Source organism: Curtobacterium sp. Curtsp57 (assembly GCF_047324335.1).
Lineage (GTDB): Bacteria > Actinomycetota > Actinomycetes > Actinomycetales > Microbacteriaceae > Curtobacterium.
This window is the reverse complement of sequence record NZ_CP168511.1, coordinates 1,569,674-1,591,779: the sequence shown is the minus strand read 5'-3', so window position 1 is coordinate 1,591,779 and position 22,106 is coordinate 1,569,674. Positions and strand designations below refer to the sequence as shown.

Annotated in this window: 24 protein-coding genes; 10 read left to right on the top strand and 14 right to left on the bottom strand. The window is 69.2% G+C overall.

Translation table 11 applies throughout. From position 1 onward, the window contains the following. The first annotated feature begins 199 nt into the window (after positions 1-199). Positions 200-769, top strand: a complete 570-nt coding sequence (locus ACEN9V_RS07450) for a Helicase associated domain protein (RefSeq protein WP_413602770.1) — start codon at positions 200-202, stop codon at positions 767-769. Here ACEN9V_RS07450 and ACEN9V_RS07445 read toward each other — a convergent pair. Beyond that, positions 754-1,950, bottom strand: a complete 1,197-nt coding sequence (locus tag ACEN9V_RS07445; protein WP_413602769.1) for a hypothetical protein — start codon at positions 1,948-1,950, stop codon at positions 754-756. The two genes, ACEN9V_RS07450 and ACEN9V_RS07445, sit on opposite strands and share 16 nt — an antisense overlap. A 119-nt stretch (positions 1,951-2,069) precedes the next feature. On the opposite strand from ACEN9V_RS07445, the gene ACEN9V_RS07440 reads away from it, so the two are divergent. The 3 genes from ACEN9V_RS07440 (at position 2,070) to ACEN9V_RS07430 (ending at position 4,144) form a co-directional block, all read left to right on the top strand. Further along, positions 2,070-2,459, top strand: a complete 390-nt coding sequence (locus ACEN9V_RS07440) for a hypothetical protein (protein WP_413602768.1) — start codon at positions 2,070-2,072, stop codon at positions 2,457-2,459. A gap of 91 nt (positions 2,460-2,550) precedes the next feature. Next, positions 2,551-3,135 carry a hypothetical protein gene (locus ACEN9V_RS07435; RefSeq protein ID WP_413602767.1) on the top strand — a complete coding sequence of 195 codons (585 nt, stop codon included), beginning with the start codon at positions 2,551-2,553 and terminating at the stop codon, positions 3,133-3,135. Positions 3,136-3,778: 643 nt separating this feature from the next. Beyond that, positions 3,779-4,144, top strand: coding sequence for a hypothetical protein (locus ACEN9V_RS07430; protein ID WP_413602766.1), 366 nt, complete (start codon positions 3,779-3,781; stop codon positions 4,142-4,144). Between the two features lie 49 nt (positions 4,145-4,193). Here ACEN9V_RS07430 and ACEN9V_RS07425 read toward each other — a convergent pair whose 3' ends face one another. Next, positions 4,194-5,741: a hypothetical protein gene (locus ACEN9V_RS07425; RefSeq protein ID WP_413602765.1), complete on the bottom strand. Its 1,548-nt coding sequence runs from the start codon at positions 5,739-5,741 to the stop codon at positions 4,194-4,196. Positions 5,742-5,820: 79 nt separating this feature from the next. After that, a complete protein-coding gene (locus ACEN9V_RS07420; RefSeq protein ID WP_413602764.1) occupies positions 5,821-6,570 on the bottom strand; it encodes an ABC transporter permease in 750 nt (249 codons plus the stop codon). 67 nt (positions 6,571-6,637) lie between these two features. Here ACEN9V_RS07420 and ACEN9V_RS07415 point away from each other — a divergent pair, with 67 nt between their 5' ends. Continuing rightward, positions 6,638-7,300, top strand: coding sequence for a response regulator transcription factor (locus ACEN9V_RS07415; RefSeq protein ID WP_413602763.1), 663 nt, complete (start codon positions 6,638-6,640; stop codon positions 7,298-7,300). After that, entirely contained in the window at positions 7,297-8,310 is a 1,014-nt protein-coding gene (locus ACEN9V_RS07410; RefSeq protein ID WP_413602762.1) for a sensor histidine kinase, read from the top strand. Before ACEN9V_RS07415 ends, ACEN9V_RS07410 begins: the two co-directional genes overlap by 4 nt. Here the strand turns inward: ACEN9V_RS07410 and ACEN9V_RS07405 are convergent. Beyond that, positions 8,288-9,106 (bottom strand): hypothetical protein, encoded by an 819-nt coding sequence (locus ACEN9V_RS07405; protein ID WP_413602761.1) that lies wholly within the window; start codon positions 9,104-9,106, stop codon positions 8,288-8,290. The two genes, ACEN9V_RS07410 and ACEN9V_RS07405, sit on opposite strands and share 23 nt — an antisense overlap. Before the next feature lie 271 nt (positions 9,107-9,377). Between ACEN9V_RS07405 and ACEN9V_RS07400 the strand changes: the two genes are divergently transcribed. Beyond that, positions 9,378-11,882 (top strand): CDP-glycerol glycerophosphotransferase family protein, encoded by a 2,505-nt coding sequence (locus ACEN9V_RS07400; RefSeq protein ID WP_413602760.1) that lies wholly within the window; start codon positions 9,378-9,380, stop codon positions 11,880-11,882. 32 nt (positions 11,883-11,914) lie between these two features. Further along, positions 11,915-12,577, top strand: a complete 663-nt coding sequence (locus ACEN9V_RS07395) for a phosphatase PAP2 family protein (protein WP_413602759.1) — start codon at positions 11,915-11,917, stop codon at positions 12,575-12,577. A gap of 125 nt (positions 12,578-12,702) precedes the next feature. Here ACEN9V_RS07395 and ACEN9V_RS07390 read toward each other — a convergent pair whose 3' ends face one another. From ACEN9V_RS07390 to ACEN9V_RS07370, 5 genes are all read right to left on the bottom strand, one after another. Next, positions 12,703-13,695, bottom strand: a complete 993-nt coding sequence (locus ACEN9V_RS07390) for a sensor histidine kinase (RefSeq protein WP_413602758.1) — start codon at positions 13,693-13,695, stop codon at positions 12,703-12,705. 13 nt (positions 13,696-13,708) lie between these two features. Beyond that, positions 13,709-14,305: a DedA family protein gene (locus ACEN9V_RS07385; RefSeq protein WP_413602757.1), complete on the bottom strand. Its 597-nt coding sequence runs from the start codon at positions 14,303-14,305 to the stop codon at positions 13,709-13,711. 126 nt (positions 14,306-14,431) lie between these two features. Next, positions 14,432-14,977 (bottom strand): DUF2127 domain-containing protein, encoded by a 546-nt coding sequence (locus ACEN9V_RS07380; RefSeq protein WP_413602756.1) that lies wholly within the window; start codon positions 14,975-14,977, stop codon positions 14,432-14,434. Positions 14,978-15,848: 871 nt separating this feature from the next. After that, positions 15,849-17,162, bottom strand: a complete 1,314-nt coding sequence (locus tag ACEN9V_RS07375; RefSeq protein WP_413602755.1) for an FAD-dependent oxidoreductase — start codon at positions 17,160-17,162, stop codon at positions 15,849-15,851. Between the two features lie 20 nt (positions 17,163-17,182). After that, on the bottom strand, positions 17,183-17,596 hold the full coding sequence (locus ACEN9V_RS07370; protein ID WP_413602754.1) for an arsenate reductase ArsC: 414 nt from the start codon (positions 17,594-17,596) through the stop codon (positions 17,183-17,185). Between the two features lie 98 nt (positions 17,597-17,694). Between ACEN9V_RS07370 and ACEN9V_RS07365 the strand changes: the two genes are divergently transcribed. Beyond that, on the top strand, positions 17,695-18,051 hold the full coding sequence (locus tag ACEN9V_RS07365; protein WP_413602753.1) for a metalloregulator ArsR/SmtB family transcription factor: 357 nt from the start codon (positions 17,695-17,697) through the stop codon (positions 18,049-18,051). Positions 18,052-18,101: 50 nt separating this feature from the next. Here the strand turns inward: ACEN9V_RS07365 and ACEN9V_RS07360 are convergent, their stop codons facing one another. Continuing rightward, positions 18,102-18,566, bottom strand: a complete 465-nt coding sequence (locus ACEN9V_RS07360) for a hypothetical protein (protein WP_413602752.1) — start codon at positions 18,564-18,566, stop codon at positions 18,102-18,104. A gap of 273 nt (positions 18,567-18,839) precedes the next feature. Next, a complete protein-coding gene (locus ACEN9V_RS07355; RefSeq protein WP_413602751.1) occupies positions 18,840-18,968 on the bottom strand; it encodes a hypothetical protein in 129 nt (42 codons plus the stop codon). A gap of 96 nt (positions 18,969-19,064) precedes the next feature. Here ACEN9V_RS07355 and ACEN9V_RS07350 point away from each other — a divergent pair, with 96 nt between their 5' ends. After that, a complete protein-coding gene (locus tag ACEN9V_RS07350; RefSeq protein WP_413602750.1) occupies positions 19,065-19,256 on the top strand; it encodes a hypothetical protein in 192 nt (63 codons plus the stop codon). A gap of 28 nt (positions 19,257-19,284) precedes the next feature. On the opposite strand, the gene ACEN9V_RS07345 is transcribed toward ACEN9V_RS07350, so the two are convergent. The 3 genes from ACEN9V_RS07345 to ACEN9V_RS07335 are packed head-to-tail and all read right to left on the bottom strand — an operon-like array spanning position 19,285 to position 22,072. Further along, complete coding sequence (locus ACEN9V_RS07345) at positions 19,285-20,115, bottom strand: FAD:protein FMN transferase (protein WP_413602749.1); 831 nt, start codon at positions 20,113-20,115, stop codon at positions 19,285-19,287. Then, a complete protein-coding gene (locus ACEN9V_RS07340; RefSeq protein ID WP_413602748.1) occupies positions 20,112-20,612 on the bottom strand; it encodes an FMN-binding protein in 501 nt (166 codons plus the stop codon). Before ACEN9V_RS07340 ends, ACEN9V_RS07345 begins: the two co-directional genes overlap by 4 nt. Continuing rightward, positions 20,609-22,072: a ferric reductase-like transmembrane domain-containing protein gene (locus tag ACEN9V_RS07335; protein WP_413602747.1), complete on the bottom strand. Its 1,464-nt coding sequence runs from the start codon at positions 22,070-22,072 to the stop codon at positions 20,609-20,611. Before ACEN9V_RS07335 ends, ACEN9V_RS07340 begins: the two co-directional genes overlap by 4 nt. Between the last annotated feature and the right edge of the window lie 34 nt (positions 22,073-22,106).

The window sequence follows — 22,106 nt, the reverse complement described above, 5'->3', positions numbered from 1 at the left end:
CGGAAGGTGCGGAGCGCGGGGCTGTGCATGCGTTTCGCGCTCCTCGTCTGCGTTGTGGACTCGGCCACGGTAGTGATCCGCCGTCCCCGGTTGGTCCTGTTCGTGGACCCGACCGTCCGGCACGCCGCGCGCCTCACGCACTTGAGTGGCTCCGCGCATATCCGCTCCGCGACCGAACGCCGGTCGCGGAGAGGAACCCATGCCCACCCCGACCTCCGCCCTCGTCGACCTCTGGTCCGAGTACGAAACCCTCAGCGACCTGCCGACCCGGCAGCTGACCCTCGATCAGCGCCGCAGCGTCGACTTCTTCCTCGCCGACACCGATCCGACCGCGACGGTCGAGCCGTTCGTACGGCGATGGATCGACCGCGTCCACGCTCTCGATGTTTTCGTCGAACAGCACCGCCGGATGCCGCGCGCCGATCCGCGACGCCCACGTCCAGCGACCGAGGAGCAGGCCCTCGTCGACGCGGTGGCGTACTTCCGGCAGTCCCACGCTGCCGGCACCTACGTCGAGTACCAGACGCGGCGCCTGGAAGCGGTGCCCGGGTTCGCATGGTCGCCACGCGATGCGATGTGGGCGCTGCGGTTTGCCCAGCATCAGGCGTTCTGGGCCACGCGCGGCTTCGCGCCCCGGCGGCGCGCCGCTGATCCGGACGAAGTGACGGTTGGCCGGTGGGTCGCGCACCAGCGTGCGCTCAATGCCCGTGGCGCGCTGCGCCCCGACCGGGCTGCGCGCCTCCGTGCCGCCCGCTACCGGGTCCTCTGACCGCGAGTCTCGGCGAGCACCCGTCGCCGATCCTCGCTCGTGTGGAGTTCTGGCACGTGTACGAGTGCGGCCGCGAGGTGCTCCGCTTTGGATGTGCCGGCGGCTTGCATGATCAGGTCGGCGGGTGTTCGCGCGGCGAGGTGCTCGGCGATCCAGGTCGCGCGCATCCTGGTCGGCAGGGGGTTCGGTTCGTTGCCGCGGTCGGTGTTGCGGATGAACGCGGTGACCATGTTGAACGTCGTCGTCCGGTCGGCGGATCCGAACACGAGGTCGCCGTCGTTGACATCCCGGAAGCCGTCGATGAGGAGTTGCTCCCATCGTTCGGTGACGACGCTTTGCCGTGGCGCAGCTCCTGCGACGTCGACCACGATGCCGGAGCCGGTGACGTGGATGTCGTGTCGTCGGAGATGCTGCACTTCCCACGCGTCTAGACCTGCTCCAGCGGACAACGCCAGCAGCACGCTGGCGCTGCGTCGGCGCCGCGCGGTGGACTGGCCACGCGCCCATGACTCCAGGAGCTGCAGTTCGAGGTGGGTGTAGGGGATTGTGACTGACTGCCCGTTCAGCGCTGCGAACTCCAACGGTCCGGCGGTCGGGACGACGACTTCGGAGATCCGCAGCAGCAGTGATCGGCAGTCGCGCCGCCACTTGTCGCTCCATGCGACATCGTCCCGGCTGACGGAGCGGCGGATCATCACCGGATGGAACACGACGTCGGCTTTCATGGGGTAGCCGCAGACGTTGACGATCCAGTCGACGTGCCCGGTGACGACGACCATGAGTCGCTCCGCGAGGTACGCGCACGCTGGCGCGACGACCGCGACAGCGTCCTGCGTAAACGGGCGGATGCGCCGCCACCGCTCATCCGCGAGCTGCGGTGAGTAACGGGCGATGGCAGACGACGCACCCGGACGCAGCAACGCGAATAGAGTCCCTCCGCCCAGATTCGGCGCGGCCTCGTCGCCGTCCAGCACGGGTGCGCGGAGTGGCTCCGGCTCCCAGCAGCGCGTGTGCGCGCACCCGTCGATCGCGGCGGGCCGCGCGAACGGTCGGCCGTATGCGGCACCCATCGGACGGCCGGAATCGCCCGACGGGACGCGGAAGATGTGGGGGATGACGGAGTCTGGCGGGGATGAGGGCGTGCGAAGAAGAGCACGATCTTCGGCGGTGAACGACTGCATGCCGGTGCCTATGCCGGGAGGGCTGGCTCGGCACCTTCAGCACGCGTGTCGGGCGCGTCAGGCGGGGCGTGAACGAGACGATGGCTGGTCGATGCTCGTGCGGATGCGAGGGTGGAGCGATGACCGAGGCACCTTCACATGAACGTCTACAGACCGCGGAGCTTCGCTTCAACCGAGCGTTCCGCGATGCCGACCTGGCAACACTCGAACAGCTGCTGACTCCTGATTTCACCGCCACCGAGCTCGGCGGCGAAAGCGGAATCGCTCGGCGTGAGTTCCTCCGCCGCGTCCTTTACGCCGAGGTCGCCGCACCGCCCGGTGAGCCCATGTGGACCGAAGTTGAGCAAGCCACCCCGAAGGCAGCCATCAGCTACAGCTGGACCGACAACGAAGGCGCGCGGAGCACGAGGGTCTCCTTCTGGATCAACACCGAAGAAGGACTCCGACTCCGTCTCCGACAGCACATCGCGGTCGCCCATACGTTGAGTGGACGGGAGTCCGGCACGTAGGCGCGCGGGGCGACACGCCCGAGGCGCGAACCGGGCGACCCGATCCAAAGAGTCCGCATAGGGGCCAGGAGAACAACTCCTGGAGGACCCCTTGGACTACCGCACCGCCACCCGCGACGAACGCGTCGCCGACTTCATCGCCGTCGCCACCGCACTTCACGACGGCCGCTACGACTACCGCCACGTCGAGGACGAGTACGTCAACGGCGACACGAAAGTCACCATCGTCTGCCCCGACCACGGACCCTTCCGGCAGACACCACGCGAACACCGGCGCGTCCGCGACACCAAGTACGGGGCGCAGCGAGGGCAGGGGTGCAAGGACTGCCGCGGGTTCAACGCGAACCCTGAACTCCGACGAGAGCGCTTCATCGCGAAAGCCGTCGCCGTGCACGGTGAGCAGTTCGACTACTCCGACGTCATCTACGTCGACGCCCGGACCGACGTCACCGTCACTTGCTTGACCCACGGCGCGTTCGCGGTTCGTCCCGACAACCACACGGGGAAGTACCGGTCGGGGTGTCCTGGCTGCGCGATGGAAGGACACCGAGCCGCGGCCCATCTGACGAAGGGAAAGAACAAGGGTCATTGGGCTAAGCGACCGGCCGGTACGACCACGGGCCAATACGCAGACCGGCAGAAGCGGAAGGCCCTATCAGCGCAGGTGAGAGCGTAAGCGATCACGACGGCATTCCACAGGATGTTCTCGCGGTCGCCGGACCCGCACTGTTCCGCCCCGGTGTCGACCGCCTGCACTAACTGTCCATCCGCCACAATCCTTGTCGAGGTGGCTCTCCGAGACAGATTGGGTGGCGGGGTTCGATGCCGCACCGTCGGCCTCCTGCGAATGAGGGCGTCAATCCTCCGCCGCGCCGGGCAGTCGGGTGTCTTTTCCCCCCAAACGCGCCGGGACGCGAGGGCGGCTTCTCAACGACCCGAACCGCGACACGACGAGGTTGCGTTGCTTCAGCCTGGAGGGTCGTCGAGCGCAAGCGCGCCCCGGTCCGCGAGCGACAGTCGTCCGCCTCTCGAAGTCGTAAGACCAGCGACGAAGAGCGCCCTTCGAACGCCGACCACAACCCAGGCCGCCACCTACGCGGAGCGTCGCCGCCGGCGGTTAGGCGCGCTCCCTGCGAGTGCCAGCGCGGCTAGTCCGCGAAAGGCAGATCCAGCTCCGCGTCGGGCGCGACCGCCTGGATTGCCTCCAACACGTAGCTCCGACGGCCCTCGTCCGCGCCTCGTTGTCCGCTCTGCTCGAGATCCCAGCGCTACTCGTTATCGGTCGGCTCAGCCACCGGCTGTCCAGCCACTTCCTGATCGTGACCGGCTGCGCCGCGGGCATCGCGTACTACGGTGCCATGGCGATCCTCAGTGGCCCTGTCGTGCTGCTCCTCGTCCAGCCGCTGCACGCCTGGTTTGTCGGCATCATCGCCGGCGTCGGTCTCACACTGTTCCAAGACCTGATCCCCCGCCCAGGATTGGCATCGGGCATGTTCACCAACATCCGGAAGGTCGGCGCGATCATCTCCGGAGGCGTCATCGCCATCGCCGGGATTCCCGGACTCGGGTACGGCACGGTCTTCGCAGCCTGCGGAGTGATCGCACTCCTCGTCCTCGTGATCATCGCGATCACGCTGCGGCCCGAGCGCTCAGCGGCACCTACCGTCCGATCGCCGGCGCGCTGACAAATCCACCCCGTCGTGGCCGTATCGGATCCGCTCACTCCTTCGACGTTCAGCGCTGGAAGAGCACCAGCTCGCTCGTCGGTGCCCGCCACGCACGAACGCGGTGGAACCCGGCGTCGCGTAGGGTGGCCTCGCCCTCGTGGTCGACGACCCCGCCGTGCGCGTCCTGAAGGAGCCACACACGCCCGTCATGGAATCGGCCCGCATCTGCAGCCTGCTCAACAGTCAGGGCGCGGTCGTCCCAGCTCGTGTTCTCCCAGTACGGGGTGGTGACCTGCACCTCCTTCAGCCTGGCGAAGTCGGACGGGTAGGTGCGCAGGGCGAGCAGCTCGCGCCGGCTCGGCCGCACGGTGACATCAAAAGCGACCTGGTCGCCTGGGCGCGCGTGGTCGCGGACCAGCGCTGCCGTCGTCGACCAGTCGCTGGCGTTGAAGGCAGCAGGCGTGCGTTGCCCGAGCCACACCGGGACGACGAGTGCCAACGTGAGTCCGCCCGCGAACAGGCCCACCCAGCGGTTGCCGCGACCGAGGACCTCGATGCCCGACGCGACCAGGAGCGCGATGCCCGGAGCGGTGAACGTGGCGTAGCGGGCACTGAACTCATGCGCGACTGGGTTCACCGCGACGAGCAGGGCGAGAGGGAGCACCCCCCAGACGACGCCGATCCCGACAAGTGACGGTGCGGGCTGCCGCCCTGTTTCCCAGCCGGACTGCGCGTGGGTTCGCACGGCTGCTGCGACGGCTATCAGCACGAGGGTCCAGCAGACGACGGCGACCCAGGTGCGGCTGAAATACACCGAGACGAGCACGGATGCCGGGTCAGAGGTGACCCGGTGTGCCAGGAACGCGACCTGGGCCTTCTGGGACATCCCTACGAGGGCGATCGGCGCGACCGCGACCACGACGGTGGCGGTCGACACCAGCCAGGCGCGCAGGTGTCGGGACCTGCCGGACGACGACAGCACGAATACACCGGTCACGACGAGCATGAGGCCCACGTAAAGGAAAAGGTACGTCCCAACGATCGTCAGGGCCGCGACGATCGTCCACCCGGTCCGCGGCCGGATCCGGCTCCGCAGGGTCGCGCAGACCGCAACGATGATCCACGTCGCGACGGCCGCGTCCATGGCGTAGGCACGGGCTTCCTCGCCCTGGTGGGACAACCGTGGCAGCAGCGTCGTGCAGACGGCCACGACCACCGCGGTGACGCGTGTGCCGTCGGACAGGCGGGTGAGCACGACGAGACCGGCCACAGTGGCGCCGAGCGCGAGCGTGGATGGGAACCGAAGTGCGAGCGGGCCCGCGCCGAACGCCTGCACCCAGACGTGCATGATCGCGTAGTACAGGGCGTGAACCGCGTCGACGTGCCGGACCTCGAGCAGGAGCGACGACCAGGACCGCTGCGCCGACATCGCCGTCGCGGCCTCGTCACCCCAGAACGACGGGATCCACGAACCGGTGGCGGTGACGACGGTCGCGAGGACCCCGAGCAGCAACGGGAGTCCGACTTCGGAACGCCAAGCGCTGAGGAGCGTGCGAGCGTGAGCCCGTTCCACGGCGGGCGCGGGCGTCGCGATCGGTGCCGTCGAGGTGGTCATGCCGACGATTCGATCGTGGGCGCCCCAAGAATCGACTCAGGAGCGCTGACGACGTCCGGACGCCAGGACGCCCGGACGCTCAGGCGGGGGGCACCGGGCGCGTGCGGACGGGTCCGAGCATGTGCGTCAGCGACGTCGCCACCAGCGCGCCCGCGGCGATGATCGCGGCGAGGACCACGATCTGGAACCGGCCGGCCTCGAGTGGAGAGATGCCTCCGAAGATCGCTCCGACGAACGCCCCGGGCAGGGTGACCAGACCGGTGGTGCGCGTCTGGTCGGTGCTCGGCACCATCGCGGCGTGGGTCGCGCGGCGCACCAGGTCAACTGTGGACTGCCGGGGGGTCGCGCCGAGTGCCAGCCACCCCTCGATGTCGTCCCAGCGGTCGTCGACGAGTTCCACGAAGCGACGACCGGACAGCGTCGCGCTCGTCATCGCGTTCCCGATGACGATGCCGCCCACGGCGAGGACGTAACGCGGCGTGAACGCGATCGCACCCGTGAGGAATACGACGCCGAGCGCCGCAACGACACCGGCAGCCATCGCGAGTGCCACCGGGGCCAGCTGCCGCCGGAGGGTCCCAAGTCGGCGCGCGGCCGTCGTGGTCGCGACGGCGAACATCACCACGAGCGCGACGGCGATCCACACCGGGTCACGGATGACCCCGCTGAGGATGAAGCTGATCACCGCCAACTGGAGCGTGCCGCGGAGGACCGCGAGCGCGGGAGCCCACGGGTACGGGGCACGCGAAAGGAGCAGGACACCGGTCGCGAGGGCGACGAGCGCGAGGACCCCGACGAGCGTCCAGAAGATGGTGCTCGGTTCGGTCACCCCCTGACTCTGCCACCGGTGTGCCAGTCTGGGCGACGACGCCACCCGCGGCGCGTGAGGAGGCACGGTGTCGAACCAGGACCGGTTGTTGCTCGTTGAGGACGATCCCCGCCTCGGGCCGCTCGTCGCCGAGGTGCTCGGTGACGACTGGGACGTGACCCTCGTGTTGTCGGGAGAGCAGGCGCTGGACGCCTCTGCCGGTCGGCGGTTCGCGGTCATGGTGGTCGACCGGCGCTTGCCCGGCATCGACGGCGCGGAGTTCATCGCACGACTCCGGAGCAGACGTGACGCGACGCCGGTGCTCATGCTGACAGCGCTCGGATCGCTCGAGGACCGGGTGTCCGGACTCGATGCCGGTGCCAACGACTACCTCGTCAAGCCGTTCGAGTTCGAGGAGCTGTCCGCGCGCCTCAGGGCGCTCACCCGCGACTACACGTCGGAGGGCGACCCGGTGCCGATCGGGGAGTGGACCTTCTACCCGGACACGGCGACGGTGTACTCGCCGTACTCCGGGCGGATTCAGCTCACCGACCGGGAGAACGCGCTGCTCACCCTGCTCGCGAAGGCCCCGACCACCGCGTTCTCGCGGGCACACATCCTGTCGAGCGTCTTCGGGGCGAGCGAGCTGGAGGGCACGGTCGACACCTACGTCCACTACATCCGCCGGAAGACCGACCGCGAGCTCATCACGACCATCCGAGGGGTCGGGTACCGGATCGGCTCGCCGTGAACACTGCAGCCCGCGACGACCGACTCGATCCAGACCGGGCGGCCGTCCGGCGCTCGGCACTCCGGATCGGCTGGCAGGTCGCCGCGGTCTCCGCCGGCCTGGTCGTGCTCATCATCGGGCTGGTCCTGGTGTATGTGCTCTGGCAATCCTCACCCCGTGAGGAGCTCGAACAGCACGCGTCGGACGCGACCCGGATCTTCGTCGACAGCGACGAGCTGATCGGCGTCCTCACGGTGATCGGTGGTGGCGCCGTCGTGCTCGCCGGCGTCGCCACCTGGATGATCGCCCGCCGGGCGGTCGTGCCGCTCGGCGAGGCGCTCCGGCTGCAGCGCACATTTGTCGCAGACGCGAGTCACGAGCTCCGGACCCCGCTCACCGTCATGAGCACGCGCGTGCAACAGCTCCAGCGGCGGCTCGATCCGGAGGACCCGAACCGCGCCGTCGTCGCGGAACTCCGGGAGGACACCCGAGCCCTTGCGGAGATCGTGGACGACCTGCTGCAGGCGGCGACCACGCAGGACGTCAGCGACACTGGCGGCACCCCGGTCGACGCCGAGCTCGAGCGTGCGGCCAACGACCTCCAGGTGCTCGCCATTGGGCGCGACGTCCGGGTCGTTGTCGAGCGGACCGACGCCGTCGTGACGATGCCCGCCACCCCCTTACGCCGCTGCGTGGTCGCTCTCATCGACAACGCGGTCGGCCACGCACCGGCCGGGACGACGGTGGACGTCACGGTGACCAGTCGAGCCCACGTGGTCGACGTCCGGGTCCGCGATCACGGACGTGGGATCACGGGCATCGACCCGGCGCGGGTGTTCGACCGGTTCGCGCACGGCTCCCCGGCAGCGGGCCCGGACGAAGGACGGACCAGCTACGGCATCGGCTTGTCGCTTGTGCGGGACCTCGCACTCCGGCACGGCGGGTCGGTCCGCGTCGACGCGACGGGAGCCGACGGCACGACGTTCGTGCTGACGCTCCCGCGCGTCGTCACGCGACGAGCCGGCCGCTGAGCGCTCCGCCACGGCGGCGCCGCAACCGCACCGCGACGGTCGCGACGATCACCACGATGGCGGCGAGGAAGAGCGCACTTATGACGATCGTGCCGAGACCGAGTCCGCCGTCGGCGACGGGCTGCGAGAGCAGGTCGCCGAGTGACGCACCGAGCGGTCGGGTGAGCACGTACGCCGCCCAGAAGCACAGCACGCCGTTGAACCGGAAGACGAAGAACAGCACCGACACGAGTGCGATGCCGACCGCGAAGAGCAGGAGCGCCGGGAAGTACCCGAGACCGGTCTGCTCCCCGATGAGGTCGCCGGCGGCGGTACCGAGCGCGAACGTGAAGAGGATCGCGAGCCAGTAGAACACCTCGCGTCGGAACGTGTCGATACGGTGGATCGACAGCGTGCCCTCGACGGCGAACCAGACCGTGAAGACGACCGCGAGCGCGGCAGCGAAGACCAGAGTGCTGACGACCAGCGGGACTCCGAGGCCGTCAGTGAGGTTGTCGGTGATGCACGTCCCGACGATGCTGATCAGCACCACCGACACCCAGTACACGGACGGCCGGTAGGTGCGTCCGCGGAACTGCAGGACAAGGAAGAGCGCGAGGATGACCGCCATCACGACGGTCGTGACGGGCAGCCCGAACCCCAGGGTTGTGCTGACGAGGTCAGCGGCCGTCTCGCCGACGGTGGTCGCGAGCACCTTGACGACCCAGAACGACGTGGTCGGGTCCGGGACCTTGTTGCGTGCGTCGGCTGCTGACGTGGGAGCGGCGCCGGTCGGCGCGGGGATCGAGCGTGGCATGGGGGCCTCCGTGGTCGGTCGCACACTCCGGTCGGAGCGTCCTCGGACGGTAGGGAGCGCTCCGCAAGGAATCACACAGAAACCAGGAGCAGATCGTCTTTGCCATTTCTGGGAGAGCGGGTCGGACCGTGGTGGCAACGACACGAGGAGTGCCCATGGTCCAGATGATGATCGGAGCGGCCGCCGGGCTGCTCCTCGCCGTGACGGCAGCAGCAGCGGCCTTTGTCGCGGTCAGCTCCGAGGTGGCGGCGATGACCACCGAGATCGACGAATGAGGATCTCTGCCCGGATACTCCGAGCGGTTCGCAGCGAGTGGTACGCCTTCTGGCGACGGCGGCCCGTCCGGAGTGATGTCGTCGTCTTCGAGTCGTTCGGTGGCAGCGGCGCGACCTGCAATCCCGAGGCGATCTTCCGCGCCGTGCACCGTGCCGACGACCTGCACGCGTTGACGAGCGTGTGGGCGCTTCGACGTTCCGCCGCTGCGGTCGTCCGGGCCGAGTTCCGCGGGGACCCTCGGGTCCGGGTCGTCACGGTCGGTGGGTTCGCATACTGGCGGCACCTCGCCACGGCAGGGACCCTCGTGAACAATTCGACGTTCCCGCCGGCGTTCGACCGGCGACCCACATACCTCAACATCTGGCACGGGACACCGCTCAAGCGCATGGGCTACGACGAGCCCGACGGCGCGCAGGCATCGGCAAACGTCGTCCGGAACTTCCTGCAGTCGACGTGGCTGCTCTCCCAGAACCGGTACATGACCGACGTGATGTACCGCGGTGCCTACCGCCTCGAGGGCCTCGGGCGTGCGGAGGTGCTCGAGCTCGGGTACCCGCGCGACGATCGGCTCTTCACCGCGATGCCGGAGCGTGTCGTGATCACGAACCGGCTCCGCGGTGCTGGTGTCCGCGGCGACGAACAGATCGTCGTCTACGCACCCACCTGGCGGGGTGAGCGATTCGCCTCTCCGGAGGACCACTCGACCGAGATCGCTGCGACGGCGATGGCCATCCAGGACGCCCTGATCACCAGCGGCTCGTCCGCACGCGTGGTCGTGCAACCGCACCAGGCGGTGCGTGCGTTTGCAGAGGCGAACCCCGCACTCGACGGACGGCTCGTCCCGGCGGACATTCCGGTGAACTCGGTGCTCGCCGTCACGACCGTGCTCGTGACCGACTGGTCGTCGATCGCGGTCGACTTTCTCCTCACCCGGCGACCCGTCGTCTTCGCCGCCCTGGACGGTGGTGCGTACGAACGGGAGCGCGGTGCGTACCTACCCGCAACCGCCCTGCCGGGACGGCAGTGCGCGGACGACGCCGCCCTGGCCGCGGAGGTCGTCCGAGCAGTCCGGTACGGCGTGCACCCCGCCGACGTCGCGCGCTACGAACGCATGGCGAGCGACCTGGTGTCTTCGGACGACGGCGTTGCGTCGGAGCGCGTGCTCGACGTGGTCTTCCGCGGCGCACCGGGTCGCGGGGTGACCTTTGGACGGCCACGTTCCTCCGTGCTCTTGCACGTCGGGGGCATGCGACGCAACGGGATCACCAGCGCCGCGCTCGATCTCCTGCCGGCCTCGGTCGAGGCGGGCATCGACGTCACGGTGCTTTCGCCGCGGTCAGGATCTGCTGGCGCCCGAGCACTTCGCGCCCGTGTCGACCCGCGGGTCCGATACGTGCAGCGGATCGGCGGCATGAACGGGTCGAAGACTGCGCTCCTGCGACAGCGTCGTGCAGATCGCTCGGGCACCGTCAGAGCGCACCGCGACAATCCATCGCTCGCGGCGCTCTGGACGGACGAGTGGCACCGGGTGCTCGGGGACGCGTGTTTCGACGCCGTCGTGGACTTCAGCGGTTACTCGCCGTTCTGGGCGACCCTGTTGCTCCATGCCCCCGGACACCCGGTCCGGTCGATCTGGATTCACAACGACATGGCCGCCGAGACCGAGCGGCTCGTCGGGGGTCGGCCTGCTATGCGGCGGTCGCTCCGGACCGTCATCGGCCTGTACGGCCAGTTCGACCGCGTGGTCGCCGGTTCGCCGGCCTTGAGCGAGCACAACGCGCGGTCGTTGCCCGGATTGACGCACGTCCGGTTCCGAGCCGCGCGGAACGTCGTCGACGACGCGCGCGTCCTCCGCGGAGCTGCCGCTCGGCCGGAGGATGCGCTCCGCGAGGGCCGGGATCCCTCATCGCCGTGGAGCCGGCCGCCCTGGCTCGACGAGTTCGACCAGACAAGCACCTGCTGGTTCGTCAGCGCTGGGCGCCTCTCGCCAGAGAAGAACCACGCCAGACTGCTCGACGCCTTCGCCGCGGTGAGTGCCGACGACCCCTCAATCAGGCTCCTGGTGGTCGGCGATGGTTGGCTGCGAACCGACCTCGAACGGCGCGCGGCGGTCCTGCGGATCTCCGATCGTGTCGCCTTTGCCGGTGCGGTCCGGAACCCGTTCCCGTTCCTCGCCCGCGCCGACTGCGTCGTCGTGTCGAGTGATCACGAAGGACAGCCGATGGTGATCCTCGAGGCCGCGGTGCTCGGACGGCCGATCGTCTCGACACGGTTCGACTCCGCCGTCGACGCACTCCCCGACGAGGGGCTGCACCTCGTCGACCGTTCGACGGAGGGCGTCGCGAATGGAATGCGCGCCTTCCTCGCCGGCGCCGTGCCTCCCGCACGGCTCGACGTGCCCGCTTACACGGCTGCAGCGACCGCTGAGTTCCTCCATGCGGCCATGCCCGACGAGTTCTTGGAGGCATCTGGGAGTGCACCCACGAGCATCGATCCGTGACCACGAATCTGACACGCCGAACCGCTCGGTCCATGGACCAGCCGTCCGGCATCCTGCACCAACCCGCCCTCGCCCGCAGCGCCGTCACCGCCCTGGTGACGGTCGTCGTCGTCCTTGCCATGGGCGTCCTGTTGCACGCCAGCGCCGTCGACTTCGAGGGGACCCGAGCGTTCAACGCACTGCACGTGGGCGCCGTCGCGGCCGTGGCGGATGGCGTGTACGCGGTCTTCAGTCCCACCGCCGCGGTGCTGCTCACGGTGGTGGCGACGGCGGTGATCTGGGCGACCCGGCGGGACCTGCGGCCGGCGGCGACCTTCGCGGCGGTGATCGCTGGGACGTGGCTGCCATCCGCGATCGTGAAGCTCGTCGTCGGTCGCGATCGGCCGGACCTGTCGCAGCTCGCGCACCCAGTGACGCCGGCACAGGTCGACGCCTCGTACCCGAGCGGGCACTCGGTGTTCATCACGGCGGCCGCGATCGCCGTGGTGCTGCTGCTCGCGGACACCCGCGCGGCGCGGATCGCCAGAGTGGTCGCACCAATCGTGGTCGTTCTCGTCCTGGTGTCGCTGCTCGTCGACGGTGTGCACTTCCCGACCGATGTCGTCGCGTCGGTCGTCTGGGCGCTCGGCGTCGCGCCGTTCGTGCGGGCAGTCTGGTTGCGTGGCATCGCGCCCCGGTCCGCGTTCCTGCGGTAGCCGGACCGGGCGTCACGGCGGAGACCGTGGGCGCGGACGCAACCAGGGGACGGACTGGAGGCGCGGTGCCAGCTGGCGCCGTGACTCCAGTCCGTCTCCTGTTGCGTCTCGACCGCAGTCTCGCCTCAGCGGGCCACGGGAGCGAGGGGGAGACGCAGGGTGAACACGGTCCCCGCGGTCGAGGTCGCCGTCACCTGGACGCGTCCACCGTGCTTGGTGACGAGCTCGCTGAGGAGTGCCAGCCCGATCCCGGACCCGGTGCGGTGCGCCGGGGCGAGGTCCGTCGGGGTGCCGTGCGCGAACCGGTCGAAGACCCGCTCCGGTGCGATACCCACGATGCCGGCACCGTGGTCCGCGACGTCGACGACCGCGTCGCGGCGGTCCCGGCGCACGCTGACGCCGACGTCGCCCTCGACCCTCGCGTGGGCGACCGCGTTGTCGAGAAGGATCGACAGGCAGCGTCGCAGTGTGGCCGCCGGCATCCGGACCGGCGGCGTCTCCCCGCTCACGGTGAGGCGCACCCCCTTGCCGAGGGCAACGGGCGCGAGCGACTCGACGGTCTCGTGCAGGACCGCCGACACCTCGGTCCGACTTGCGACTGCCGTTCCCGGATCGTCGAGTGTCACCGCTTCGAGCAGGTCGTCGACGATCGCGCTCATCGACCGGGTGTCGCGTCGGAGTTCACGGACGACCCGAGCACGGGTCTCGGGGTTGTCGCCCTGCCGTTCGAGTTGCTGGACTCGGGCACCGATCACCGTCAACGGCGTGCGGAGCTCGTGGCTGGCGTCGGCGACGAACGTCCGCTGCATGCGGAGTGCCTGGCCGATCGGGGCGACGGCACGGCTTGCGATGAGCCAGGTGGCGATGCCGGCGAGTCCGATCGAGAACACGCCGAGCCCGCCGAGTCCGACCACGAGCTGCCACGGGTCGATGGCGAAGCGAATGTCGCCTTCGTGCGGCTCGAGGGCCTCTGAGCCGTTGGCCTGCAGGACGAGGTACCCCGCGAGGAGGACGAACACCGCGAGGACGAGCAGAGCGGAGATCACGGACACCTGCACGCCGATCCGGACCGCGCTGCGCCGGATGAACTGCTCGTCGGAACCGCTCGCCCCGGTCATTGCGCGGAAGTCGTCATCGGGTGCGCGTGGTCGGATCGGGCTCGATCTCTGTTCCGGCGCGCTCGGTGCCGGACGTCGCCTTTCGGCGATTGTGGCGGCTGCGGAGTGCGCCGATCACGACTGGGAGCACGGAAACGACGACGATGACGATCGTCAGGACGTCGATGTTGTGTGCCACGAACGGGATGCCGCCGAGCAGCACTCCGACCAGCGTCATCACGACAACCCAGGTGACTCCTCCGATGACATTCCACAGGGTGAATCGGCGCCAGTGCATCTCAGCGGTGCCGGCGGCGAGCGGAACGTACGTCCTGACGATAGGAACGAACCGACCGATCACAAGCGACAAGGCGCCGTACCTGGCGAAGAATGCCTCGGCTTCCCGCAATCGGGACGTCTTGAGTAGTCGTGCCTCGTCCGTGAAGAGACGACGTCCGAAGTCATGGCCGAGCCAGAAGCCGACCTGATCCCCGAGGAACGCTGCGACGACACCGACGACGACGATCTGCCACGGCGCGATTCCGAGCGCGCTTGAGAGGATCGCTGCCGTGACGAGGAGCGAGTCGCCGGGCAAGAAGGGGAACAGCACTCCGGACTCGATGAAGATCACGACGCCGATCCCGAGGAGCACCCAGGGTCCGAAGGCGTGCAGGAGAGAGGTCGCGTTGAAGATCGAGATGGCGGCAGGGAGCATCACGTGCATGGGACGAGCTTGAGGCAGTGTTGCTCAGGATGCTCAAAGAATTGCATCGCGGTGCACAACGGGGGAGGTTCGACGGAACGCGTTCTGCCAGGCATCCGCCAAGGTGTGACCGCGGCGGTACTCCCGGCACGTCAGTCCGAGCAGCGCCGCGTCGATCGCAGCAAGCAAGGCGACCCCGACGCCCGGTGCGACGACGAGTTCGACGAGCTGCAGGACGAAGAAGACCGCGAGTGCACCGATCGACGCGAGAAATCCGCGGCGGTTGCCGCGTAAGAGAGCAAGGACGATCGTGATCTTCACCACCCCGTGGAAGACGAGGTAGACCGCGGCGAGGACGGCGCCGGTGGAACCGAGTCCGACGATGCCACTCCACAGAGCGGCCGCGAATGTATTGTCCGGGTCCACGGCGACCAACCAATCGACGACGCGGTCGGTGAGTACCGCTAACGGGTGCGGTCCGAGCACCAGCAAGGGCACCCCTGCGACGAGTTCGAGGACACCACTGATGGCTTTGAATGCAACACCCATGACGAAGACGGCATCGACGAGGCGCCCCTCTCGGCGGACACGTGCACTCATGCCGACGAGTCTCGACGTGACGTTCACAGAATCGTCTGAGACTACCTGGTGGGGGCCGGAATCGGACTCGTCGGCACCCTCCTCACGAAGGGGACCTACGGTCGCGTCGAGCGGGAGCGCACAGAGCGGATCGTCGCGAGCGAACGCGCTGCGACCCAGCGCTGATGCACCCGCGAGCTCACCGCCGCTGGGTCGCACGGAACGCGCAAGTCGCATCGTCGGCAAGCTGGCCAGAAGTGACGGTGTTAGGTGTCGCGCGCCGGACAGTCTGAATGGCGGAGCGGCTGGACAGTTCGATCCCGCAGCCGCGCACCCGTAAGCGTGCGCCAGGACGAGAAGAGGAGGGCGTCGACAAATCTGTTGTCGACCGCCTGTACTCACTGTCTATCCGCCACAATCCGTGTCGAGGTGGCTCTTCGAGACAGATTGGGTGGCGGAGTTCGATGCCGCACCGTCTGTCTTCGAGCATTGGATCTTGTCGGCCTCCTGCGAATGAGGGCGTCAATCATTAGCCGCTGTGAATCGTCCAGATGCCGACAGCCCCTGTCGATTCGATGAGCGCTGCGAGGAGCGCACCGCCGACACCTCATCGACCGGCCGCGGGGTCGACGTACACGGAGTGTTCGACGATGCCCCGGTACACCGGCCGTGGTGCTGTCGGCGAGACGGCTGCCCAACCAACTACGGCACCGTTGGGCGTGACCGCGACGAGTCGGTGGTCGGGCAGTTCGCTTGTCGAAGGCGTCCCACGTCGGCGGTTCCGCCTCGAACGTTGCGTTTCCGGTGGCGATGTCGGCGCGGTAGATCGCTTCGACCGCCTGTCAGTTGGCGGCGGCCATGGGTCGGACGGTGACCGTCTCTGGTAGCGCGGTCATGAGCAGCACGACCCAGTCGAGGAGCCAGCGATGTCGGTGGTGCAGACCCCGGTCTCGGGGAGGACGAGCTGGACGTTCCGGGCGGCCTGGTGGTCACCGGCAAGTTCAGCAGCGATGGATCGGACCTGCTCGTAGCCGGTGAGGAGCAGGAAGGTGGGGGCGCGGCCGTAGGACTTCATGCCGGCGATGAAGAAGTTCGGCTCCGGGTGCGCCAGCTCCGCGACACCGTGCGGCGGGACGGAGCCGCAGGAGTGCAGGTTCGGGTCGATCAGCGGTGCCAGCGTACGGGGTGCTTCGACGATGTCGTCCAGGCCGAGGCGGATCTCCCGGAGCATGTCGAGGTCGGGCCGGAAGCCGGTCGCGTTCACGACGACGTCGACCGTCACCGTGAACGGCCCCCCGGCGAGGCGGCCGGCGACGGTGACCTGGTCACCGTCGGGGCGCACGTCGTCAATTTCAAACGAGGCGAGCTGTTCGACCTGGCCGGACTCGACGAGGCCGTGCACGTTCGAGCCGAGCTGCCCTCGGGCGGCGAGCCCGTCGGCGGCGTCCGCGCCGAGGCGGGCGGTGCCGGCGTTCCGTATCGCCCACAGCAGCGTCGTGCCGGGTTCGTCCTTCGCGAGGGCGGCGAGCTTGATGAGGGTGTTCGCGGCGGAGTGGCCGGCGCCGACGACGAGGACCCGCTTCCCGGCGAACCGGCCCCGGTCCGCACCGAGCACGTCGGGGAGCGCGTGCACGACGCGGTCGCCGAGGTCGGCGGTGGGTGCGAGGCCAGCGGCGGTGAGCGGGTTCGGGGACGTGTAGGTGCCGGAGGTGTCGACGACGGCGCGGGCGGTGACGTTCTCGACACCGTCGGCGGTGCGCAGGCGGAGGAGGAACGGGGTGTCGGCGCGGCCGGTGGAGCGGGTGCGGTCCATGCCCTGCCGGGACACCGCATCGACACGGACCCCGTACCGGATCACCGGTGCGAGCTCCGGCGTCTGGGCGAGGGGTTCGAGGTACTGAGCGATGAGGTCGTGCCCGGTCGGCAGCGACGACCGGCGGGGCTCAGCCCAGGCGGTGGGTTCGAGGAGCCGGCGGGCGGCGTCGTCGATGACGTACCGCCACGGGGAGAACAGCCTGGTGTGCCCCCATTCGCGGACGGACGTGCCCACAGAGTCGCCGGCTTCGTAGACGACGACGGGCAGGCCCTGCTCGAGGAGGTGTGCGGCTGCAGCGAGGCCGACGGGGCCGGCGCCGATGACTGCTACGGGCAGCCCGGTGAGGCGGTCCGCATCGGCACGGGGCGGGACGGCGAGCGTGAGTGTCATGGCGGTGGTCCTTCGGTCGCTCAGGCGGTCGGTTCGGGTAGCAGCTCGGCGAGGAGCGCGCTGACGCGGCGCTTGATGTCGTCGCGGATCGGGCGGACCTCGTCGATGCCCTTCCCGGCTGGGTCGGTCAGTTCCCAGTCCTCGTACCGCTTCCCGGGGAAGATCGGGCACGCGTCGCCGCACCCCATCGTGATCACGGCGTCGGACGCGCGGACGTCATCGGTGAGCAGCAGCTGCGGGGTGTTGCCGGTGATGTCGATGCCCTCTTCGGCCATCGCTGCGACCGCGGTCGGGTTGATCTGATCGCCAGGTTCGGAACCGCCGGACAACACTCGGATGCGGTCGCCGCCGAGGGCCTTGGCGTAGCCGGCGGCCATCTGCGAGCGGCCAGCGTTGTGGACGCAGACGAACAGAACGGTGGGCTGGTCGGACATCGCGGGTGCTCCTCGGGTTGTGGTGCGGCCAGCTTGCACCAGTGCATCGATGCGCGTCAATATGGACGGACGTCGATGTGTTGTGCGATGCTCGTCGCATGGCCACTGTCGAGCTGCTTCCCATCGAGGACGTCAGCGCGTGCTGCGCGCCGCTTGCGAGCGCGCCGTTGGATGCTGCCGGTGCTGAGTCGCTCGCCCGGACGTTGAAGGCGATTGCGGACCCGGCCCGTCTGCGGATCATCTCGATCGTCGCCGCGCATGGCGGCACAGAGACGTGCGCCTGTGACCTGCAGGAACCGCTTGGCCTCTCGCAGCCGACGGTGTCGCACCACACGAAGGTCCTCGTCGAGGCCGGGATTCTCAGCCGGGAGAAGCGCGGCACGTGGGCGTACTACTCGCTCGTCCCCGGGGCGTTGGACACCGTCGCGGGTCTACTGACCAGCGCGACTCGGTGAACGGCGGAACGGCCCGCAAGCCCGACTGGGGTTGCGGGCCGTTCCGTGTGTCAGTGTTGGCGTCCGAGGCCGGGGAGGCTTCCGCTGACGGTGTGGATGCTGCCGCTGCCGGAGCCATAGCCGCCGTGTGTGGCGGCCCAGTCGCGGCTAGCTGCGCGTCGGGCTGCTTCGGCTTCGTCGGCGACGCGGTGCCGTTCCGCGTCGTACTCGGCCTTGGTCAGGCCACGCAGTTCCCAGATGGGTGTGCGGAAGGTCCAGTCGTACGGAACGGACCAGGATTCGGTGCGTCCGTCGTCAGCGCGGCGGCTGACGCGGAGGTGCGTGACGATCTCGAAGTGCTCCTGCGACGGTGGTGAGGTCGTTGGGGCGGTCGGACTCGTGGCTTCGTAGGTGGCAGTGGCGGTTGTGTTGGTGGCGGGGCATCGCCGGCCGGTGGAGTCGGTGTGGCTGCCTATGCGGCCGCCGCTTCCGACGTGCGTTGCGTGCTTACAAGTGGGGCAGATGGTGCGGGTCATGCAGCTCCCTTGTGCAGGCTTCTGCGCCTGCGTCAGCAGAGTAGACCTGTTCGAACGTTTCTTCGGTAGGCGCGCCGTGCCGGAGCGCTCTGGCTATGATCCGGAAGCGATGGAGAGGATTGCGCGGAAGCGACCGAACGAGTTGACGGCTGATTGGCCGGCGGCGGAGTCTGACGTGCCGTCGGGCGAATCCGTCCGGCAGTTCGCGATTAGGCTGCGGAAAGTCATCGGGGAACGGTCGCTGCGATCCGTTACCCGGGACGCATGAGTGACTCACGAGACCCCGGCGAGCATCCTTGACGGGCAGACGTGGGTGGATCTGGAGACCGTCTTGAAGCTCGAGTACTCGTTCGGCGAGATGCTCTGGATGTCCGTGTTGCCGAGCGAGCCGGTGGAGGGCATCAGGTATCGGGTGCAACGGCCAGCCGGCGGAACATCCGAGACCGCTTAGTCCGGCGGTGGCCCAATCGTGGGTAGCCCGAGGTTCACCGGGCCATCTTGATCGACGTCCTCTCGGCGGTCGAGTTGTGCGAGCTTGTCGCGGCCGGCATCGAGGCTGTTCAGGAGCCCTTTGCCGAACGAGCCGTTCTGATTGGCTTCGACCATGCGTTACTCGAGGTTCTCGACGATCTCGATGAGCTGGGGTTCCTCACGAAACAAGCACCACGAGCAGTGCTGGGAGTTCAGTGAACAGGCACAACCTCATGACTCACAGCATCTAGATGTCCTCCACCGGCCAACGATTGCTGTCGATGAGAGCCTGGTCCAAGCGCAACTCCCGTGCCAGGGTGGCGCGTTGCGCCTCGGCAGAGACGTCCGCTCTGCACAGGCTGTTCGCGCCGGGAGTGGCCCAGACCGTCCCGTCGGCGGCGAACGCGAGCACGTCGATGCCGGCGTCGCTCGTGAGTCGCCGCAGGTCGTCCTCGTCGCCGGCGACCACCGCGGTCGCGAGGACATCCGCCGTGACGATGTCGTCGGCGATGACGGTCGCTTGGACGAAGGTCGTGGCCGCTCGACGCCAGATGTGCTCGCCGCGTTCGGCGGTGCCGGAGGTCGCGACGGCACGGCGGGATCCCTCGAGCCGGATGACGGCGACGACGGTGTCCCGGCGCGACGGGTCGACGACGCCGACGCTCCAGGGGTCGTCCGCGCGGTGGTGGCCGCGGACGAGGACGTCACCGCCGGCGCTGATCATCCAGTCGCCGTCGTCGCTCGCGGTGTCGAGGGCTGCTCCGGCGTCGCGGGTCGCGAGGGCCTTGACGACGCCGGAGAGGTCGATCACTCCGTCCGGACGGTGCGGGGTGAACGCTCCACCGGTCCGCTCCCGCCAGTCGAGCGCGAGCGCGTACACGTCACGCACCTCGGACGGGGTGTCCGCGAGCCGGAGCGAGCCGTCGGCGACGCGGCTGAGGACCGACGACGGGTCGTACAGGCTGTAGCGGTGGTCGTAGCCGGCGAAAACGGCGCGCACCTCGGATGCGGCCTCCGCGGTGGCGCCCCTGAGGCTCACGACGGTGCCCATCGTCTCGAAGGTCGTGACGCCGCTCACAGTCCTGCCTTGTCGATCGCGGACTGGAGGGACGTCGTGTAGCCCTCGCTGGTGAAGGTCGCGCCGCTGACGGACTGGATCTGCGCTGACTGCGCTTGCAGTGCCTCCTGGCGGAGGATCGGGGCCGCCTGCTGACTGATCTGGACCGACCGCCCGTCGCTGTTCGTGAGCTGCAGCGCGGTGACGTCGGTGATCGTCCCGTTCGCGACGGTGATCTGGACCTGTACCGGGCCGTACCGGGTCTGGGTCGTGTCACCGGCGAAGGTGCCGGAGGCGGAGGACCCACCGGTCGTGCCGGTGCCGGTGGTCCCGCCACTCGTGCCGGTGCCGGTCGAGCCGCTGCCGCTCGTGTCGGTGCTCGTGCCGGTCGTCCCCGAACCCGACGTCGTGCTCTGCTGCGCCGGAGCGGTGACCGCGGGCTGCCCGCCGAGCTGCCACCCGATGACGAGGACCGCGAGCGACGAGACGACCCCGCCGGCGATGATGCGTGCTCTCATGACCCGAACCGTTCCTGGTGGATCTGGTGCTCGGGGACACCGGCCGTGCGTGCTTCGCGGACGACCAGGTCGGACCAGTCCCGGGGGCCGCACACGTACAGGTCGGACTGGAGCAGGTCCGGGAACACCGACCGGAGCGAGACCCCGCGCCGGACGTCCTCCTCGGTCATCCAGCTCTCTCGGGAGCGGGACCGGTGCCCCACCATCGTGTACAGCCGGCTGCCCGTCGCCGCGGCGAGGTCGGCGGTCTCGTGCCAGAGGTACTGCTGGTCGGCGTTGGTGCCCCGGAGGAGCACGGTGGCCTCGCCCGGACGGAGGTCGGCGTCCTCGAGCAGCGCCCGCACGGGGGTGATCCCGATCCCGGAGGCGACGAGGGCGAGGTACGGGGCGGTCCGAGCCCGGCTGGTGAACAGGCCGTAGGGGCCCTCGAGGGAGACGAACGCGCCCGGGGTGATCCGGCCGAGTCGCGCGGAGCCGGCGCCGAGGTCGCGCACCGTGATCCGGGCGCGGTCCCGGCCGGGGACGGCGGAGAACGACACCGGGTGGGCGTGCCACCAGGTCCGCGCGGTCCAGAAACGCCACACCCCGTACTGTCCGCCCTCGGTCCCGAGTCGGTCGAGGTCGCGCCCGGCGAGGTGGATCGACGCGACACCCGGTGCGATGGTCTCGACACCGACGACGCGGATCCGGTGACGGAACGTCACGACGAGTGGCAGTGCGAACCGGTAGAGGGCGATCAGCCCGAGCGCGATGACGTACAACGCGATCCAGTACACCCGCTGCCAGGTGCCCTGCGCGAGCACGCTGCCGACGCTGAGCATGTGCGGCAGTGCGACGAGCACCGCGGCGTAGCTGAGGAGGTGGATGACGTGCCAGGCCTCGTACGGCAGGCGGCGGCTGACGGCGACGAGCGAGGACACCACCACGGCCACGAACAGCCCGAGCCCGAGGTACGCCAGGGGCATGTCCGGCGTGGAGAAGAGCGCGATCGTCTGGGCGATCGGCCCGGTACCCGCCGAGACGCCGTACCCGAGGGTCAGGAGTGCGCCGTGCGCGAGCAGGAGGCAGAGCACCGGCTTCCCGAGCGATCGGTGCACCGCGATGGCCTTGTCCTGGCCGAAGGTCCGGTCGATGAGCGGCACCCGTGCGGCGAGGACGAGCATCACGAGCACCAGGTCGGTCGCGACGAGACCGGCGACGATCCCGGCGTCGGTGAGCCAGCCGCCGAGGCCGACGACCGTGCGCGATCCGGGCGTCACGAGCCAGAGCACGACCGCCACCGCTGCCGAGACCCACGCGAGGATGCCGAGCAGGTCGGTGACGGCGTCGCGGCGGCGTCCGGCTCGGCGCCGGCGACGTGCCGCGGCCGCCCAGGGCTCGGCCGGCGGCAGCGTGCCACGGAAGGCGCTGCTCCCGGCCGGTGTCGGCGTCGGGCGGGTGGTGCGAGCGGTGTCGAACATCGTCTCGTTCCTCTCCAGCATGTGATCGGGTGGC